Annotated in this window: 13 protein-coding genes; 5 read left to right on the top strand and 8 right to left on the bottom strand. The window is 70.4% G+C overall.

Translation table 11 applies throughout. The annotated features are described in order from the left end of the window. Window positions 1-3: 3 nt before the first annotated feature. A complete protein-coding gene (locus LNW72_RS29340) occupies window positions 4-1362 on the bottom strand; it encodes a pitrilysin family protein (RefSeq protein ID WP_250978101.1) in 1359 nt (452 codons plus the stop codon). 193 nt (window positions 1363-1555) lie between these two features. On the opposite strand from LNW72_RS29340, the gene LNW72_RS29335 reads away from it, so the two are divergent. Next, on the top strand, window positions 1556-4006 hold the full coding sequence (locus LNW72_RS29335) for a DNA topoisomerase IV subunit A (protein ID WP_250978100.1): 2451 nt from the start codon (window positions 1556-1558) through the stop codon (window positions 4004-4006). A gap of 246 nt (window positions 4007-4252) precedes the next feature. Then, window positions 4253-5164, top strand: coding sequence for a sucrase ferredoxin (locus LNW72_RS29330; RefSeq protein ID WP_250978099.1), 912 nt, complete (start codon window positions 4253-4255; stop codon window positions 5162-5164). A 33-nt stretch (window positions 5165-5197) separates the two neighbouring features. On the opposite strand, the gene LNW72_RS29325 is transcribed toward LNW72_RS29330, so the two are convergent. From LNW72_RS29325 to LNW72_RS29315, 3 genes are all read right to left on the bottom strand, one after another. Further along, window positions 5198-6226: an ABC transporter substrate-binding protein gene (locus LNW72_RS29325; protein WP_250978098.1), complete on the bottom strand. Its 1029-nt coding sequence runs from the start codon at window positions 6224-6226 to the stop codon at window positions 5198-5200. Between the two features lie 151 nt (window positions 6227-6377). Continuing rightward, window positions 6378-7262: an ABC transporter permease gene (locus LNW72_RS29320; RefSeq protein WP_250978097.1), complete on the bottom strand. Its 885-nt coding sequence runs from the start codon at window positions 7260-7262 to the stop codon at window positions 6378-6380. Beyond that, window positions 7252-8067, bottom strand: a complete 816-nt coding sequence (locus LNW72_RS29315) for an ABC transporter ATP-binding protein (protein ID WP_250978096.1) — start codon at window positions 8065-8067, stop codon at window positions 7252-7254. The genes LNW72_RS29320 and LNW72_RS29315 overlap by 11 nt, the downstream gene beginning before the upstream one ends. Before the next feature lie 245 nt (window positions 8068-8312). Here LNW72_RS29315 and LNW72_RS29310 point away from each other — a divergent pair, with 245 nt between their 5' ends. Continuing rightward, a complete protein-coding gene (locus tag LNW72_RS29310) occupies window positions 8313-9995 on the top strand; it encodes a sensor histidine kinase (protein ID WP_250978095.1) in 1683 nt (560 codons plus the stop codon). Continuing rightward, entirely contained in the window at window positions 9992-10684 is a 693-nt protein-coding gene (locus LNW72_RS29305) for a response regulator (protein WP_250978094.1), read from the top strand. The genes LNW72_RS29310 and LNW72_RS29305 overlap by 4 nt, the downstream gene beginning before the upstream one ends. Before the next feature lie 30 nt (window positions 10685-10714). Here LNW72_RS29305 and LNW72_RS29300 read toward each other — a convergent pair whose 3' ends face one another. From LNW72_RS29300 to LNW72_RS29290, 3 genes are all read right to left on the bottom strand, one after another. Next, the gene (locus LNW72_RS29300) at window positions 10715-12340 is read right to left on the bottom strand and encodes a cation acetate symporter (RefSeq protein WP_250978093.1); all 1626 of its coding nucleotides are present in this window, start codon (window positions 12338-12340) and stop codon (window positions 10715-10717) included. Further along, complete coding sequence (locus LNW72_RS29295) at window positions 12340-12810, bottom strand: DUF485 domain-containing protein (protein ID WP_250978092.1); 471 nt, start codon at window positions 12808-12810, stop codon at window positions 12340-12342. Before LNW72_RS29295 ends, LNW72_RS29300 begins: the two co-directional genes overlap by 1 nt. A gap of 196 nt (window positions 12811-13006) precedes the next feature. Then, window positions 13007-15130, bottom strand: coding sequence for a DNA topoisomerase IV subunit B (locus LNW72_RS29290; RefSeq protein ID WP_250978091.1), 2124 nt, complete (start codon window positions 15128-15130; stop codon window positions 13007-13009). Window positions 15131-15536: 406 nt separating this feature from the next. Here LNW72_RS29290 and LNW72_RS29285 point away from each other — a divergent pair, with 406 nt between their 5' ends. After that, window positions 15537-15767 carry a hypothetical protein gene (locus LNW72_RS29285; RefSeq protein ID WP_138357478.1) on the top strand — a complete coding sequence of 77 codons (231 nt, stop codon included), beginning with the start codon at window positions 15537-15539 and terminating at the stop codon, window positions 15765-15767. Between the two features lie 84 nt (window positions 15768-15851). Here the strand turns inward: LNW72_RS29285 and LNW72_RS29280 are convergent, their stop codons facing one another. Next, complete coding sequence (locus LNW72_RS29280; protein ID WP_250978090.1) at window positions 15852-16700, bottom strand: serine protease; 849 nt, start codon at window positions 16698-16700, stop codon at window positions 15852-15854. Between the last annotated feature and the right edge of the window lie 70 nt (window positions 16701-16770).

The following is a 16770-nucleotide window of genomic DNA, read 5'->3' as shown; positions in this document are numbered from 1 at the left end:
CGGTCACTGGTCCGCGCCTTCCTGCTCGGTCTCGTCGGCCGCCTCGTCGGGCGAGCCGGTGGGCTCGTAGACCAGAACGGCTCGGTTGTCGGGGCGCAGCCGGGCCGCGGCGACGGCCTGTACCTCCGCGGCGGTGATCTCCAACACCCGCTGGACGGCGCTGAGCGCCAGCTGCGGGTCGCCGTAGAGCACCGCGAAGCGGCACAGTTCGTCGGCCCGGCCGCCCACGGTCGCGAGCCGGTCCAGCCACTCGCGTTCCAGCTGCGCCTGGGCGCGCTCCATCTCCTGCGGAGTGGGTCCCTCGGCGGCGAAGCGGGCCAGCTCCTCGTCGACGGCCGCCTCGATGTCGGCGAGTTCGGCGCCGCTGGACGCCTTGATGTCCAGCCAGCCGAGCGACGGCGCGCCGGCCAGCCGCAGCAGGCCGAAGCCGGCCGCCACGGCGCTGCGGTCGTGCCGCACCAGCCGGTTGTGCAGCCGGGACGACTCGCCGCCGCCGAGCACGGTCAGCGCCAGGTCGGCCGCGTCGGACTCCCGGGTGCCGTCGTGCGGCAGCCGGTACGCGGCCATCAGGGCGCGTGAGGGCACGTCCTCCTCGACGACCTCGCGGAGCTGTCCGCCCATCACGTCGGGCAGCGATCCGTCGCGCGGGGCGGGCTTGCCGTCGTGGCCGGGGATGGTGCCGAAGTACTTCTCGACCCAGGCCAGCGTCTGCTCGGGGTCGATGTCGCCGACCACGGCCAGCACCGCGTTGTTCGGCGCGTAGTACGTGCGGAAGAACGCCCGCGCGTCCTCCAGGGAGGCCGCGTCCAGGTCGGCCATCGAGCCGATCGGGGTGTGGTGGTACGGGTGGCCGTCGGGGTAGGCCAGCGCGGTCAGCCGCTCGAAGGCCGTGCCGTACGGCACGTTGTCGTACCGCTGGCGGCGCTCGTTCTTGACGACGTCGCGCTGGTTCTCCAGGCTCTCCTCGTCGAGCGCGGTGAGCAGGCTGCCCATCCGGTCGGCCTCGAGCCACAGCGCCAGCTCCACCTGGTGGGCCGGCATCGTCTCGAAGTAGTTGGTGCGTTCGAAGCTGGTGGTGCCGTTGAGCGAACCGCCGGCGCCCTGGACCAGCTCGAAGTGACCGTTGCCCTTCACACTGGCCGAGCCCTGGAACATCAAGTGCTCGAACAGGTGGGCCAGTCCGGTCCGGCCTTTCACCTCATGACGGGAACCGACGTCGTACCAGAGGCACACCGAGGCGACCGGGGTGAGGTGGTCCTGGGAGAGCACCACACGCAGGCCGTTCGCCAAGCGGTGTTCGGTTGCTGTCAGGCCGTCGGAGTCCTGCGGCTGTGTGCCGTCCGACGTGGCCGTGAGACCCATGGGCAAGCTGTCCTTCCGGTCGCGTGCACTTGTCTTGGTCGAGTGCTGACACTCTAGGCAAGCGTGCCGACACCACGCGAAGTTCCCACTAACGGCACGCTTATGCCGGGCGGTGGTCACCACTGTCAGTGAGCCGGTCCACAATGGTCCGCGTCAGTCCCGCTCAGGTCCAGGAAAAGGAGCAGCAGCCGCGATGGCCCGCCGCACCACGAAGACCCCTCCTCCCGACGACTTCGAGGAGCGCATCCTCGACATCGACGTCGTCGATGAGATGCAGGGCTCCTTCCTCGAGTACGCCTACTCGGTCATCTACTCGCGCGCCCTGCCCGATGCCCGCGACGGGCTCAAGCCCGTGCACCGGCGCATCGTCTACCAGATGAACGAGATGGGGCTGCGCCCCGACCGCAGCTATGTGAAGTGCGCCCGCGTCGTCGGCGAGGTGATGGGCAAGCTGCATCCGCACGGCGACGCCTCCATCTACGACGCCCTGGTGCGGATGGCGCAGCCGTTCTCCATGCGCCTGCCGCTGGTCGACGGGCACGGGAACTTCGGCTCCCTGGGCAACGACGACCCGCCCGCCGCGATGCGTTACACCGAGTCGAAGATGGCCGGGGCCGCCACGCTGATGGTGGAGTCCATCGACGAGGACACCGTCGACTTCTCGCCCAACTACGACGGCCAGGAGATGGAGCCGGTCACACTCCCGGCCGCCTACCCGAACCTGCTGGTCAACGGCGCGTCCGGGATCGCGGTCGGGATGGCGACGAACATGCCGCCGCACAACCTCGGCGAGGTCATCGCCGCCGCCCGGCACCTGATCAAGCATCCGGGCGCGGACCTCGAGACCCTGATGCGCTTCGTGCCGGGTCCCGACCTGCCCACCGGCGGCCGCATCGTCGGCCTGGCCGGGGTGCGGGACGCGTACGAATCCGGCCGCGGCACGTTCAAGATCCGTGCCACCGTGGCCGTCGAGGACACCTCGCCGCGCCGCAAGGGCCTCGTCGTCACCGAGCTGCCGTTCACGGTCGGCCCGGAGAAGGTCATCGCGAAGATCAAGGACCTGGTCGGCGCGAAGAAGCTCCAGGGCATCGCCGACGTGAAGGACCTCACCGACCGGTCGCACGGCCTGCGCCTGGTGATCGAGGTCAAGAACGGCTTCCACCCGGAGGCCGTGCTGGAGCAGCTCTACAAGCTGACGCCGATGGAGGAGTCCTTCGGCATCAACAACGTGGCGCTGGTCGACGGGCAGCCGCTCACGCTGGGCCTCAAGGAGCTGCTGGAGGTCTATGTCGACCACCGCTTCGAGGTGGTCAGGCGCCGCAGCGAGTTCCGCCGCACCAAGCGCCGGGACCGGCTGCACCTGGTGGCCGGCCTGCTCGTCGCCCTCATCGACATCGACGAGGTCATCTCGATCATCCGGTCGAGTGACAATTCGGCGCAGGCCAAGGAACGGCTGATCGCCCACTTCTCGCTCTCCGAGATCCAGACCCAGTACATCCTGGACACCCCGCTGCGCAGGCTCACGCGGTTCGACCGCATCGAGCTGGAGTCCGAGCGCGACCGGCTGAACGCCGAGATCGAGGCGCTCACGGTGATCCTGGATTCGGACGCCGAGCTGCGCAAGCTGGTCTCCAACGAGCTCGCGGCGGTGGCCAAGCAGTACGGCACCGACCGCCGCACCGTCCTCCTGGAGTCGGCGGGCTCGCCGGTCTCGGCCGTCCCGCTGGAGGTCGCCGACGACCCGTGCCGGGTGCTGCTGTCCTCGACGGGGCTGCTGGCGCGGACCGCCAACGGCGAGGAGTTCGACGACGGCGAGGGCAAGCGGGCCAAGCACGATGTGATCGTCTCCGCGGTGCCGACCACCGCGCGGGCCGACGTCGGCGCGGTCACGTCCGCCGGCCGGCTGCTGCGGCTCACCGTGATCGACCTGCCGATGATGCCGGACACGGCGGGGGCGCCGAACCTGGCGGGCGGCGCGCCCGTCTCGGAGTTCCTGTCCCTGGAGACCGGTGAGCGGGTGCTCTGCCTGACGACGCTCGACGAGTCGTCGCCCGGCCTCGCGCTCGGCACCGAGCAGGGCATCGTCAAGCGGGTGGTCCCGGACTATCCCGCGAACAAGGACGATCTGGAGGTCATCGGCCTCAAGGACGGCGACCGGGTGGTGGGCGCCGTGGAGCTGCGCACCGGCGAGGAGGACCTGGTCTTCATCACCGACGACGCCCAGCTGCTGCGGTACCCGGCCTCGCAGGTGCGCCCGCAGGGGCGTCCGGCGGGCGGCATGACCGGCATCAAGCTGACCGACGGGGCGAAGGCGATCTCCTTCACGGCCGTCGACCCGGCCGTGGACGCGGTGGTGTTCACCGTGGCCCGCGCCGAGGGAACGCTCGACGGTTCGGTCCAGGGCACCGCCAAGCTGACCCCGTTCGAGCAGTATCCGCGCAAGGGCCGGGCGACCGGCGGGGTGCGCTGCCAGCGCTTCCTGCGCGGTGAGGACGGGCTGGTGCTCGCCTGGGCGGGCGCGGTCCCGGCCCGCGCCGCGACGGCGACGGGCCTGCCCGCCGACCTTCCCCCGAAGGACCCCCGCAGGGACGGTTCAGGGGTGGCGCTGGCCAAGCCGATCACGGTGGTGGCCGGACCGGTCTAGGGTCTGTCGTCTGGATCTCCGTGGGGGAAGGAGCGGTGTCCGGTGCGTGCAGCTGCAAGGCGGAGGAGGGAGGCGACGCGGAGCGTCGTCGACCGACGACAACGCGGCAGATGTGCGTGCTGGACACCGCGACGCCGCGGAGATCCAGACGACAGGCCCTAGCCGCCGGTTACCGACGGGCGCGAGAGACCAGGGCGCGGCACCATCGGTGCCGCGCCCTGTCGCGCTCCGGTTAGGCTGCCCTGTGTGAGTACGTGCACGAACGCTTCGGCGGAGCTGGCCGAACCGCTCGCCGCCACCGCCGCCACCGCCAGAACATGGCTCCTGCTCGAACAGCCCGGTCCCTGGGGCGCGAAGGCCTTCACCGCGAGCCATCTGGATCCGGTGGTGGGCCGGGCCCTGGAGAAGGCCGCGGACGGCACCGGCGTGCGGGTCGCGCTGATCCGGCGTCCGGGACGCCACGCGGACTGCCACGTCCCGTCCCGGCACCAGGTGCTCGTCGCGCATGTGGTCCCCGGGCGGTCCTGGGTCCGGCAGGACGTGATCGACGATCCCGCCGCCCTGCTGGAGCTGGATTTCGCGGCGCTGGGCGCCGGCGGGCACCGGGGGTTCGGCGAGCCGCACCACGAGCCGGTCGCGCTCGTCTGCACCAACGGCAAACGTGACCGCTGCTGCGCCCTGTACGGCCGCCCGCTCGCCGCTCGGCTGGCGGCCGAGGGCGTCAGCGACGTCTGGGAGATCACCCATATCGGCGGCCACCGGTTCGCCCCCACCATGCTCGTCCTGCCGTCCGGCTACGCCTACGGGCGGATCGACACGGATCTGGCGCACTCGGTGCTCAAGGCGGCCCGCGACGGCCGGATCGCCCTCGACGGCTGCCGGGGCGCCTCCGCCTGGGACCGGCCGGGCCAGGCCGCCGACCTCGCGGTGCGTTCCCTGACCGGCGAGCTCCGGGCGGGAGCACTCGTGGTGACGCGCACGGACGGCTCGGAGCCGTCCTGGACGGTGCGGGTGACGCACGCCGACGGCCGGGCCTGGGACGTCGACGTCACCGGGTCCGCGGCGCTGACGCCGCGCCCGGAGAGCTGCGGAGCGGCCCTCGGCACGCCCGCCCGGATGGATGTCACGGGGATCAGGGCGGTGGCCGGGGGCCGCTGACAGCGGCGGCGCGGGGGCCGGGCGGGGTACGGATCAGCCGGCCTTCTTCACGAACTCCGAGGTGTAGGTCTTCTCCAGGTCCACCGTGGCGTGCTGCAGGGCCGGGTTGAACGCCTTGAGGACCTTCTCGACGGTCCGCGGCCCGTCGGCCGGCATGACCCCGTCCTTGGTGAACATCGGCAGCGTGGCCTTGATCGACTGGGCGTAGAGCTCCTTGCCGCCCTGCGCGTAGTCGGCCGGCATCTTCGCGGCGATCTCCTCCGGGGTGTGCGTGGACATCCAGCCGAGGGTCTTGACGAAGGCGTTGGCCATCTTCTGCACCGCCGCCTTGTGGCTGTTCACCCAGTCGGTGCTCATGTAGAGGCTGGACGACGGGTAGAGGCCGCCGAGCGCAGCCTTCGAGCCCTCGGGGGTGCGCATGTCGTACAGCACCTTGCCGAGGCCCTTGTCGAGGATCTGCGCGACGGTCGGGTCGGTCGTCATACCGCCCTGGATCGAGCCCTGCTGCAGGGCGGCGATGAACGTCTGGCCCGCGCCGACGGCGACCGGTGTGAAGTCGCTGACGTCCACGCCGTTCTTGACGGCGAGGTACTTGGTGAGGAAGTCGGTGGAGGAGCCGAGGCCCGTCACGCCGAGCTTCTTGCCCTTGAAGTCCTTGGCCGAGGAGATGTCGCCGGCCGCCTTGGTGGAGACCACCTCGACCTCGCCGGGGGCCTGCGCCAGCTGCACCACGGACTCGATGATCTTTCCCTTGACCTGGAGGTCGAGGGTGTGGTCGTAGAACCCGACGACGCCCTGCACATCGCCGGAGACCAGCGAGGTGGTGGCCTGCACACCGGCCGGCTCGGTGAGCAGCTGGACGTCGAGTCCCTCGGCCTTGAAGAAGCCGAGCTGCTGGGTGAGCATCGCGGGCATGTAGATGACCTTGTCCAGGCCGCCCACCATGATCTTGACCTTGCCGTTGTCGCCCGCGGCCGAGGAGTCGCCGCCGCAGGCGGTGAGGGTGGTGAGGGCGAGCGCTCCGGCGACCGCGGCCGCCGGGATTCTGGCCATGCTGCGCATGTTCACGTCCTTGTGAGGGGGTGGAGAAAGCGAAGGGGGTACGGAGATCGGTACGGGGATCCCGGTGTCCGGGGTCCCGGCGTCCGGGGTCTCAGCGTTCGGGGTCTCAGCGTTCGGGGTCTCAGCGTTCGGGGTCTCAGCGTTCGGGGTCTCAGCGTTCTGTGCCGGGCTCCGCCGGCTTCCAGCGGAACAGCCGTTTCTCGCCGAACGTCAGCAGTCCCTCGGCCAGCAGTGCCACCACGGCGAGGATCACCATGGCCGCGTACACCCCGGCCGCGTTGAAGGTGCCCTGCGAGGCGGAGACCAGCAGCCCGAGGCCCTTGGTCGCGCCGATGTACTCGCCGACGATGGCGCCGATCAGCGCGAAGCCGAACGAGACGTGCAGGCTGGTGAAGATCCACGACGTGGCGGACGGGATGACCACCTGCAGCGTCACCCGGCGGTTGCTCGCGCCCAGGATCCGGGCGTTGGAGACCAGGTTGCGGTCCACCTCCCTGGCCCCCTGGAAGGCGTTGAAGAAGACCGGGAAGAAGACCAGGACGACCGCGGAGGCGACCTTCGAGGCCGGGCCGAGGCCGAACCAGATGAGGAAGATCGGCGCCAGCACGATGCGCGGCAGCGCGTTGAGGACCTTGATGTACGGGCCGAGGACGTCGGCCAGGAAGCGGACCCGGCCGAGCGCGATGCCCAGCAGCACGCCGGCGATGACGCCGATGATCCAGCCGAAGAGCGCCTCGTAGAGCGTGTACCAGATCTGCTCCCACAAGGAGCCCTGCGCGGTGCCGTGCAGCGCCCACTCCCGGATCTGGTCCCAGATCTTCGACGGCATCGAGAAGTTGAACGGATCGATGATTCCGGCGCGCGCGAACCACTCCCACAGACCGATCACCGCGACGAGCAGCAGCAGACGGGTTCCGTAGACCAGGACCCGGCGGTTGCGGGCGGCGCGCGCCCGGGCCTGGGTGCGCTCGGTGGACGCCTTGGCGGGCCGGTCCTTGGTGGTGACGGCGTCGGCGACGGCGGTTTCAGGCTGCATGGCCGGCTCCCTTCTCGCGGGTGATGCGGACCTCTTCGCCCAGCGAGGACCAGATCTCCCGGTAGATCTCCAGGAACCGCGGTTCCATCCGGACCTCCTCGACCTTGCGCGGCCGTGGCAGGTCGATCGTGAAGACCTCCTTGACGGTCGCGGGTCCTGCCGTCATGACCACGACCTTGTCGGCGAGGGCGATGGACTCTTCCAGGTCGTGCGTGACGAACACGACCGAGGAGCCGGTGCCGGCCCACAGGTCCAGCAGTTCGTCCGACATCAGCGCCCTGGTCTGCACGTCGAGCGCCGAGAAGGGCTCGTCCATCAGCAGGATCTCGGGGTCGTTGACGAAGGTCGCGGCGAGCGCGACGCGCTTGCGCTGGCCGCCCGACAGCTGGTGCGGATAGCGGTCCTCGAAGGACGTCAGGCCCACCCGGGCCAGCCATTCGCGGGCCCGCTCCTTCGCCTCGGCCTTGGGTGCGCCGCGGAAGCGGGGGCCGGCCATCACGTTGGACAGCACGGTGCGCCAGGGGAAGACGGCGTCCTGCTGGAAGACGAAACCGACCTTGTCGCCGATGCCGCGGACCGGCTCGCCGGCCACCAGCACCTCGCCCTCGGTCGGCTCCTCCAGCCCGCTGACCAGGGTCAGCGTCGTGGATTTGCCGCATCCGGTCGGTCCGACGACCGCGACGAACTCGCCGCGTTCCACGGTCAGGTCCAGATCACGTACGGCGGTGTGCAGCGCCCCGGACGGGGTCCGGAACGCCTTGCTCGCTCCCCGCAACTCGATGGCGGGACTCGTTTGACTGCTCATGGGGCGGGACGCTAGGCGCGGCCCGGGCCGGGCGGCAGCCTTGTGAGCACAGGGCGCCTTCTGCTCACAACCGCTGTTCTGCTCGTTCTGCTCGCTCGCGCACAACGAATGCGAAACGGAGGGTGGGCATCCGCCTCTATGGCGTTTACGTTGCGTTCACAGCCGGGACACGGCGGCACGCCGTGGCAGCGACCGTAGTGAATCACCCGTTACCACCGCACATCACCACAGCAGAAGGAGACCGCATGCGCATCCGGTGGCCGCGTCGCGTCTCCGCACAGGTTCTGCTGACCCAGGTCGCGATCACTACGGGCGTCACGGTGCTGGCCACCGGGCTCTTCCTCGCGCCGCTGAGCCACCAGCTCGACGACCAGGCGATGCGCCGCGCCCTGTCCATCGCGCAGACCGCCGCGGCCGAACCGCAGATCGCGGATTCGCTGCTCACCTCGGAGCCCACCCCCGACGGGCCGGTCCAGGCCGAGGCCGAGCGCATCCGCCACGCCACCCGGGCCGAGTACGTCGTCGTGATGGACCTCAACGGAACGCGCTGGTCGCACACCACGGAGGACCGGATCGGCGAGCACGTCTCCACCGATCCCGGCGAGGCGCTGGCCGGTCAGGAGGTCATGCAGATCGACAACGGCACCCTGGGCCGCAGTGCCCGGGGGAAGGTGCCGTTGCGCGACAGCAGCGGCCGGATCGTCGGCGCGGTCTCCGTCGGCATCGCCTACGACAGCGTCCGCGACCGGCTGCTCGGCGCGGTCCCGGGGCTGCTGCTGTACGCGGCCGCCGCGCTCGCGGTGGGCGTGCTGGCCGCGATCGGCGGCTCGCGAAGGCTGCAGCGCCGCACCCACGGGCTCGCGTTCGCCGACATCTCCTCGCTGCTCGACGAGCGCGAGGCGATGCTGCACGGCATCCGTGAGGGTGTCGTGGCGCTCGACCGGCAGGGCAGGATCCGGCTGGTCAACGACGAGGCCGGCCGGCTGCTCGGGCTCGGCCCCGACGCCACGGGACACGTCCTGGACGACGTCCTGCCGCCGGGCCGTACGACGGACGTCCTGACCGGCCGGGTCGAGGGCACCGACCTGCTGACGGTGAGCGGCGGCCGGGTGCTGGTCACCAACCGGATGCCGACCGGTGACGGCGGCGCGGTCGCCACCCTGCGCGACCGTACGGAGCTGGAACTGCTCGGCCGGGAGCTGGACAGCACCCACGGGCTGCTGGACGCGCTGCGCGCCCAGGACCACGAACACGCCAACCGGCTGCACACCCTGCTGGGCCTGCTGGAACTGGGCCTGCACGACGAAGCGGTGGAGTTCGTCGTGGAGGTCGCCGACACCCACCGGTCCTCCGCGGAGCAGATCGCCGGGCAGGTGCGGGATCCGCTGCTGGCCGCCCTGCTGGTCGGCAAGGCGGCCATCGCCGCCGAACGCGGGGTCGCCCTGCGGATCTCCGCCGCGACCGGGCTGCCCGACCGGGTGGTCGATCCCCGCGACCTGGTGACCGTGCTGGGCAACCTCATCGACAACGCCCTGGACGCGGCGTCCGCGCACCGCACCGCCGACTCCTTCGTGGAGGTCGAGCTGCGGACCGAGGAGGACACGACCGCCGTCCTGCGGGTCTCCGACACCGGCCCCGGGGTGCCGCCCGAGGCCCGCGACCTCATCTTCACCGAGGGCTGGTCCACGAAGGAGCGGCCCGCGCACCGCGGCCGGGGGCTGGGACTGGCACTGGTCAGACGGCTCGCCGAGCGGTACGGCGGCATCGCCCGGGTCACCGCCCGTGCGGGCGGCGGTGCGGTCTTCACCGTGGTGCTGCCGGAGGCCCTGGTCGCGGAGGACGTCAGCGGCCGCCTGACCGGCCACCCCACCGAATGCGATCAGCTCGCCGGGCTCACCGGGCTCGCCGGCGCAAGGGAGACACGATGATCGAGGTACTGGTCGTGGACGACGACTTCCGCGTCGCCGAGATCAACGCGGCCTACGTGGCGAAGGTCCCCGGCTTCCGGGTGGCCGGCCGGGCGCACACCGCCGCCCACGCGCTGGCGACCCTGGAGCGCACCCGGATCGACCTGATCCTGCTCGACCACTACCTGCCGGACGAGACGGGCCTGACGCTGATCCGCCGGCTGCGCCAGCTCGGCCACCACGCCGACGTGATCATGGTGACCGCCGCCCGCGATGTCGCGACCGTCCAGGCGGCGATGCGGTACGGAGCACTGCAGTACCTGGTCAAGCCGTTCACCTTCGCCGGGCTGCGGGCCAAGCTCGACGGGTACGCGGCGCTGCGCCGGACCCTGGACGGGGTCGGCGGGGGCGGCGAGGCCGGTCAGGAGCAGGTCGACCGGATCTTCGGGGCGCTGCGGACGGCAGGGGCGGCCTCGGCCGAGCTGCCCAAGGGCCACTCGGCGCCGACCGCGGAACTGATACGGCGGGTGCTGCGCAAGGCCGGACATCCGCTGTCCGCCCATGAGGTCGCCGAGCTGGCCGGGTTGAGCCGCTCCACGGCGCAGCGCTATCTGAAGTACCTGGAGCAGGCCGGACGGATCGGCCTGACTCTCAAATACGGCGACACCGGCCGCCCCGAGCACCGCTACGCCTGGGCGGCGGCGGACTGACCCTGGTGCGCGGGCCGTTCCGCCGCCGCGTCACACCGCTCCGGCGCCGGTGAGGGAACGGACCTCCGTCTCCGCGTACTTGGAGCCGTCCCCGGGTTCCGGGAAGAGCACGGTGCCCAGCCAGCCGGCCAGGAAGCCCAGCGGGATGGAGACCAGACCCGGGTTCTCCAGCGGGAAGAGATGGAAGTCCACCCCGGGGAAGAGGGCGTCGGGCCGTCCGGAGACGACGGGCGACAGCACGACCAGGAGCAGTGCGGGGATCAGTCCGCCGTAGATCGCACAGACCGTTCCCCGGGTGGTGAAACGGGGCCAGAACAGGGCGAACAGCAGCGCGGGCAGGTTCGCCGAGGCGGCCACCGCGAAGGCGAGGCCCACGAGGAACGCGATGTTCTGCCCCTGCGCGAACAGGCTCAGCGCGATCGCCACCGCACCGATCCCGACCGCGGCGAAGCGCGCCACCCGCACCTCGTCGTTCCCGGTCGAGGGGCCCGCGTGCTTCCCGCTGCGGCGCAGCGTGGCGTACAGGTCGTGCGCGACCGAGGCGGACGACGCCAGGGTGATCCCGGCGACCACGGCCAGGATCGTGGCGAAGGCGACCGCGCCGACGACGGCGAACAGAACCGTTCCGCCCGTGGAACCCGCTCCCCCGCCCAGATCCTGGGCCAGCAGCGGTACGGCGGTGTTGCCGGCCGCGTTGGAGGTGCGGACGGCGTCCGAGCCCACGACCGCCGCGGCGCCGAAGCCGAGGACGATCGTCATCAGGTAGAAGGAGCCGATCAGCCCGATCGCCCAGACCACGGAACGGCGGGCGGAGCGGGCGGTGGGCACCGTGTAGAAGCGCGACAGGATGTGCGGCAGCCCGGCCGTGCCGAGCACCAGGGCGATCCCGAGGCTGATGAAGTCCAGCTTCGAGATCCAGCTCCCGCCGTACTTGAGGCCGGGCGCCAGGAAGGCGCTGCCGTGCCCGCTGCCGGCCGCCGCGGACCGCAGCAGCCCGTTCAGATCGCCGTGGAAGCGGATCAGCACCAGCACGACGAGCGTGATGGTGCCGCCCATCAGCAGCACGGTCTTGACGATCTGGATCCACGTCGTCGCGCGCATGCCGCCGAACGAGACGTAGATGACCATCAGGCCGCCGACCCCGATCACCGTCCAGGTACGGGACGCGCCGCCCTGTCCGCCGAGCAGCAGCGCCACCAGGCTGCTCGCGCCGACCATCTGCGCGACCAGGTAGAGCACCGAGACGATGACCGAGGAGGTGCCGGCCGCGATCCGGACGGGGCGCTGCCGCATCCGGGCGGAGAGCACATCGGCGAGGGTGTAGCGGCCGCAGTTGCGCACCAGTTCCGCGACCAGCATGAGGACCACGAGCCAGGCGACCAGGAAGCCGACCGAGTACAGCAGGCCGTCGTAGCCGAAGAGCGCGATGAGGCCGGAGATGCCGAGGAACGACGCCGCCGACATGTAGTCGCCCGCGATGGCGAAACCGTTCTCCATGGGGGAGAAGAGCCGGCCCCCGGCGAAGAACTCGACCGACGAGCTGCGCCGCCGGCCCGCCCAGGCGGTGATGGCCAGGGTGACGGACACGAAGATCGTGAACAGGACGAGAGCGAGCCCCTGGTGCTCGTTCGCCGGATCTGCCAGGTACCGCACCATCAGCGCATCCGCTCCTGGGTGTCCCAGCGCAGGTCGAGCGCCGCCCGGTCCCTGCGCAGCCGCGCATGCCGCGAGTAGGCCCAGGTCAGCAGGAACGTCGTGGCGAACTGCGCCAGCCCCGCGACCATCGCCACATTGAGCTCACCGGCCACCGGGCGGCCCATCAGGCCCGGCGCCACCGTGGCCGCCACCACATAGAGCAGATACCAGGCGAGGAAGGCCGCGACCGCCGGAAAGGCGAAGCGGCGGTACTGGCCGCGCACTTCCTGGAACGCGGCACTCTGCTGCACCTCCAGGTAGATGGCGGCGCGGTCCTGCTCCGTCCCCGCGGCGGGCGCCGCGGGCGGCGCCGGCACGGGTGACGGTGCCGGAGCCGTCGGGTCCGGAACCCAGAGACCGGCGGCCAGGGCGTCGTACCAGGGGTCGTCCACCCGCAGCGCGCCCGGGTCGCCCCCGTCGTGCTTGTCCACCGAACTCTCCTCGCTTCACAAGCCAATTGGCCGTGCGCCCAAGCATGGACAGAGTGGGAAGATCCGGTGCCATCAAGCTGAAACGTTCACCCCATCAGGTGATGCCGTGCCGGTAGGCATATCCGACGACCTGTGAAAGCAGCGGTGCTCCCCCGCCCCCGGGGGCGGAGGAGCACCGGTCGGCTCACGGGAGCGGCTACGCGTCGATACGGGACCGGTCGAGCGTCGCCGCCGAGCTGGTGATGAACTCCTTGCGCGGCGCGACCTCGTTGCCCATGAGCAGGTCGAACGCCTGCTCCGCGGCCTCGAGATCGCTGATGTTGATCCGGCGCAGGGTGCGGTGGCGCGGGTCCATCGTGGTCTCCGCGAGCTGGTTGGCATCCATCTCACCCAGCCCCTTGTAGCGCTGGATGCCGTCCTTGTAGCGGACGTTGCGGCGCTGCAGGTCGAGCAGCGTCTGGCGCAGCTCGCTGTCCGAGTAGGTGTAGATGTACTTGTCCTGGCCCTTCTTGGGCTGGACGAGCTCGACGCGGTGCAGCGGCGGCACGGCCGAGAAGACCCGGCCCTGCTCGATCATCGGACGCATGTAGCGCTGGAACAGCGTGAGCAGCAGGGTGCGGATGTGCGCGCCGTCGACGTCGGCGTCGGCGAGGAAGATCACCTTCCCGTAGCGCGCCTGGTCGATGTCGAAGGTCCGGCCCGACCCGGCTCCTATCACCTGGATGATCGCGCCGCACTCGGCGTTCTTCAGCATGTCCGAAACCGACGACTTCTGGACATTCAGAATCTTGCCGCGGATCGGCAGCAATGCCTGGAACTCCGAGTTCCGGGCCACCTTGGCCGTGCCGAGCGCCGAGTCGCCCTCGACGATGAACAGCTCGGTGCGGTCCACGTCGTCGCTGCGGCAGTCCGCGAGCTTCGCCGGCAGCGAGGAGGTCTCCAGCGCCGTCTTCCGGCGCTGCGCGTCCTTGTGCTGGCGGGCCGCGATGCGGGTCCGCGCGGCGGCGACGGTCTTCTCCAGCACCGCCCGCGCCTGGAGCTTCGTGTCGCGCTTGGCGGAGGTCAGGAACTCCTTGAGCTCCTTGGCCACGACATTGGCCACGATCCGGTTGGCGGCCGAGGTGCCGAGCACCTCCTTGGTCTGGCCCTCGAACTGCGGCTCGGCCAGCCGTACGGTGACGACCGCCGTCAGTCCCTCCATGGCGTCGTCCTTGACGACGTCGTCCTCGGCGACCCGCAGCAGCTTCGAGGAGCGCAGCGCCTCGTTGACGGTCTTGGTGATGGCCCGCTCGAAGCCCGTGACGTGCGTGCCGCCCTTGGGGGTGGCGATGATGTTCACGAAGGACCGCGACACGGTGTCGTACCCCGTGCCCCAGCGCATCGCGATGTCGACGCCCAGCTCACGGGTGACCTCGGTCGCCGTCATGTGGCCGCGGTCGTCCAGGACCGGGACGGTCTCCTTGAAGCTGCCGCTGCCGGTCAGCCGCAGGACGTCGCAGATCGGCTTGTCCTGGGAGAGGTACTCGCAGAACTCGCTGATGCCGCCGTCGTAGTGGAAGACGTCCTCGACGGCCTTGCCGTCACCCTCCAGGTCGCGCTCGTCGCGGACGACGATGGTCAGCCCCGGCACCAGGAAGGCCGTCTGGCGGGCGCGCTGGTGGAGGTTCTCCAGCGAGATCTTGGCGTCCTTGAGGAAGATCTGGCGGTCCGCCCAGTACCGGACGCGGGTGCCGGTCCTGGCCTTGGGGACCTTCTTCGACTTGTTCAGGCCACTCGCCGCGTCGAAGGAGGAGTCGGGACCCGCTCCGGAGAAGGAGCCGGGGACGCCGCGCCGGAAGCTGATGGCGTGCGTGTGACCGCTCCGGTCGACCTCGACGTCGAGGCGGGCGGACAGGGCGTTGACGACCGAGGCGCCGACGCCGTGCAGGCCGCCGGAGGCCGCGTAGGAGCCACCGCCGAACTTTCCGCCGGCGTGCAGCTTGGTCATCACGACCTCGACGCCCGACAGCCCGGTCTTGGGCTCCAGGTCGACCGGGATGCCCCGGCCGTTGTCACGGACCTCGACCGAGGAGTCACTGTGCAGGAAGACCTCGATGCGGTCGCAGTGACCGCCGAGGGCCTCGTCGACGGAGTTGTCGATGATCTCCCACACGCAGTGCATGAGCCCGCGGCTGTCGGTCGACCCGATGTACATGCCGGGGCGCTTGCGGACCGCCTCCAGCCCCTCGAGGACCAGAAGATGCCGCGCGGTGTAGTTGGAACCGTCGCGATCTGCGCCCGTCAGCAGCGCAGAGGACGGCACGGATGTTTCGGCGGTCACGCGGGCAGCTCCTCGATAAAGTTCTTCGGCCGTGTCGGTGAGAGGGTACCGAGACCTGGTACGCCGGTTGTGCCGCGACCCGGTATCCGGGCCTCGGAGTAGCCCCGTATCGATCATACGTTCGATACCTCATTTGAGTGATACACATGTCACGTTCCCATTGAGGCATGAACCATTTAGGCTCCGGGCACGTCCTCACCAACAACCGGCAACCCAGTCGGTGGACACAATCGGACAAGCGCCCCAAAAGCGACAACTAACGCATCAGAGGCCAATCCGCTACCAACAGGTAGCATCCAGTCACTTCGAAGTCAGATTTCGAGGAAAAGCCACGAGCGGGAACGTTTTCGGCCTGGTTGGATGTTGACCCTGGTACGACAGCTCGTCGAGCTAGAGAAGAGGCGACGTGACTACAGTTCTGACCCCCGCGAGCCCGCTGACGGCGGCGGACCGCTGCGACCGTTGCGGCGCCCAGGCATACCTGCGCGTCGTCCTCATCAGTGGCGGCGAACTGCTCTTCTGCGCGCACCACGGGCGCAAGTTCGAGCCCGAACTCAAGAAGATCGCTGCGGAAATACAGGACGAAACCGGCCGACTCACCGACACCCCGGCGCAAACGGTCGAGGACGAGCACTGACACATCGCACCTGCGACGAGCTCGGACCGACGGGCGGCCGGACCCCACCAGGGGCCGGGCCGCCCGTCGGCTCTTCCGGGCCCGTCAACGGTGCCGTGTGCCCATCGCGCTCGTGACCAGTGCGCTGACCGCGGAGATCCGGGTGTAGACACCGGGGTGTCCGGCCTCGGCGCAGCCGGTGCCCCAGGAGACCAGGCCGACCAGCTTGCCCCCGACGACCAGCGGACCGCCGCTGTCGCCCTGGCAGGCGTCCTTGCCGCCCTGTGGCTCCCCCGCGCACAGCATGGTCCTGCTGAGGTAGGTGCCGTCCGCGTTGCCCGGGTAGGCGCGCTGACAGACCGCGTCGTCGAGCAGCGCCACTTCCACGGACCGCAGGACCGGTGAGTACGCCCCGGTGCCTGTGGTGTCCCCCCAGCCGGACACCAGGGCCCTCGATCCCGCCAGATAGTCCTGCGGGTCGCCCGGCCCCGCCATCGCGATGGCGGAACCCGCGGGCAGCGGCTTCTCAAGTGTGATGACCGCCACATCGCCGGCATTGGTCACCGGGTCGTATCCCGGGTTGATCCGTACCTGGCTCAGCCGAATTTCCCGGCCGTCCACGCCCCTGAGGTCGAGCCGGCCGGCGATGACGCGCAGATCCCGGGCGTTCCGCCAGTCCCCGCCGAGTACATCGCGGCCGAAGCAGTGCGCCGCGGTGATCACGGTCGAGGCGGACACCACTGCCCCGCCGCAGAACTGGCCGGATCTCGACGGTCCGAAACGGTCACGGCTGGCCAGCGCCACCACCCAGGGCTGCTGCCCGGCGGTGACCTGGTCGCCGCCTATGACCACCGCCCCGGCCTTCGGCGCGGCACCGGGGACCCCGAGCGGCACGATCAGCGCGGCCAGCGCCACCGCCGACCCGCTGAGCAGCATCCGGAACGTGGAACGCATACGGCCTCCTGACCCTGTGGATCCCTCTGGAAACCCAGAGTGATCCATAGGACCGGAGGCCGCATCCGCT

It is taken from the genome of Streptomyces sp. RKAG293, from assembly GCF_023701745.1.
GTDB lineage: Bacteria > Actinomycetota > Actinomycetes > Streptomycetales > Streptomycetaceae > Actinacidiphila.
The sequence above is the reverse complement of the archived record's forward strand: the minus strand, read 5'-3'. Positions and strand labels throughout refer to the sequence as shown.

Bases quoted from the DNA above. Each gene is read 5' to 3' on its own strand.
- LNW72_RS29305 (WP_250978094.1), top strand. From the start codon at position 9,992: ATGATCGAGGTACTGGTCGTGGACGACGACTTCCGCGTCGCCGAGATC.
- LNW72_RS29300 (WP_250978093.1), bottom strand. From the start codon at position 12,340: ATGGTGCGGTACCTGGCAGATCCGGCGAACGAGCACCAGGGGCTCGCT.
- LNW72_RS29325 (WP_250978098.1), bottom strand. From the start codon at position 6,226: ATGCGCAGCATGGCCAGAATCCCGGCGGCCGCGGTCGCCGGAGCGCTC.
- LNW72_RS29320 (WP_250978097.1), bottom strand. From the start codon at position 7,262: ATGCAGCCTGAAACCGCCGTCGCCGACGCCGTCACCACCAAGGACCGG.
- LNW72_RS29315 (WP_250978096.1), bottom strand. From the start codon at position 8,067: ATGAGCAGTCAAACGAGTCCCGCCATCGAGTTGCGGGGAGCGAGCAAG.
- LNW72_RS29340 (WP_250978101.1), bottom strand. From the start codon at position 1,362: ATGGGTCTCACGGCCACGTCGGACGGCACACAGCCGCAGGACTCCGAC.
- LNW72_RS29335 (WP_250978100.1), top strand. From the start codon at position 1,556: ATGGCCCGCCGCACCACGAAGACCCCTCCTCCCGACGACTTCGAGGAG.
- LNW72_RS29280 (WP_250978090.1), bottom strand. From the start codon at position 16,700: ATGCGTTCCACGTTCCGGATGCTGCTCAGCGGGTCGGCGGTGGCGCTG.
- LNW72_RS29310 (WP_250978095.1), top strand. From the start codon at position 8,313: ATGCGCATCCGGTGGCCGCGTCGCGTCTCCGCACAGGTTCTGCTGACC.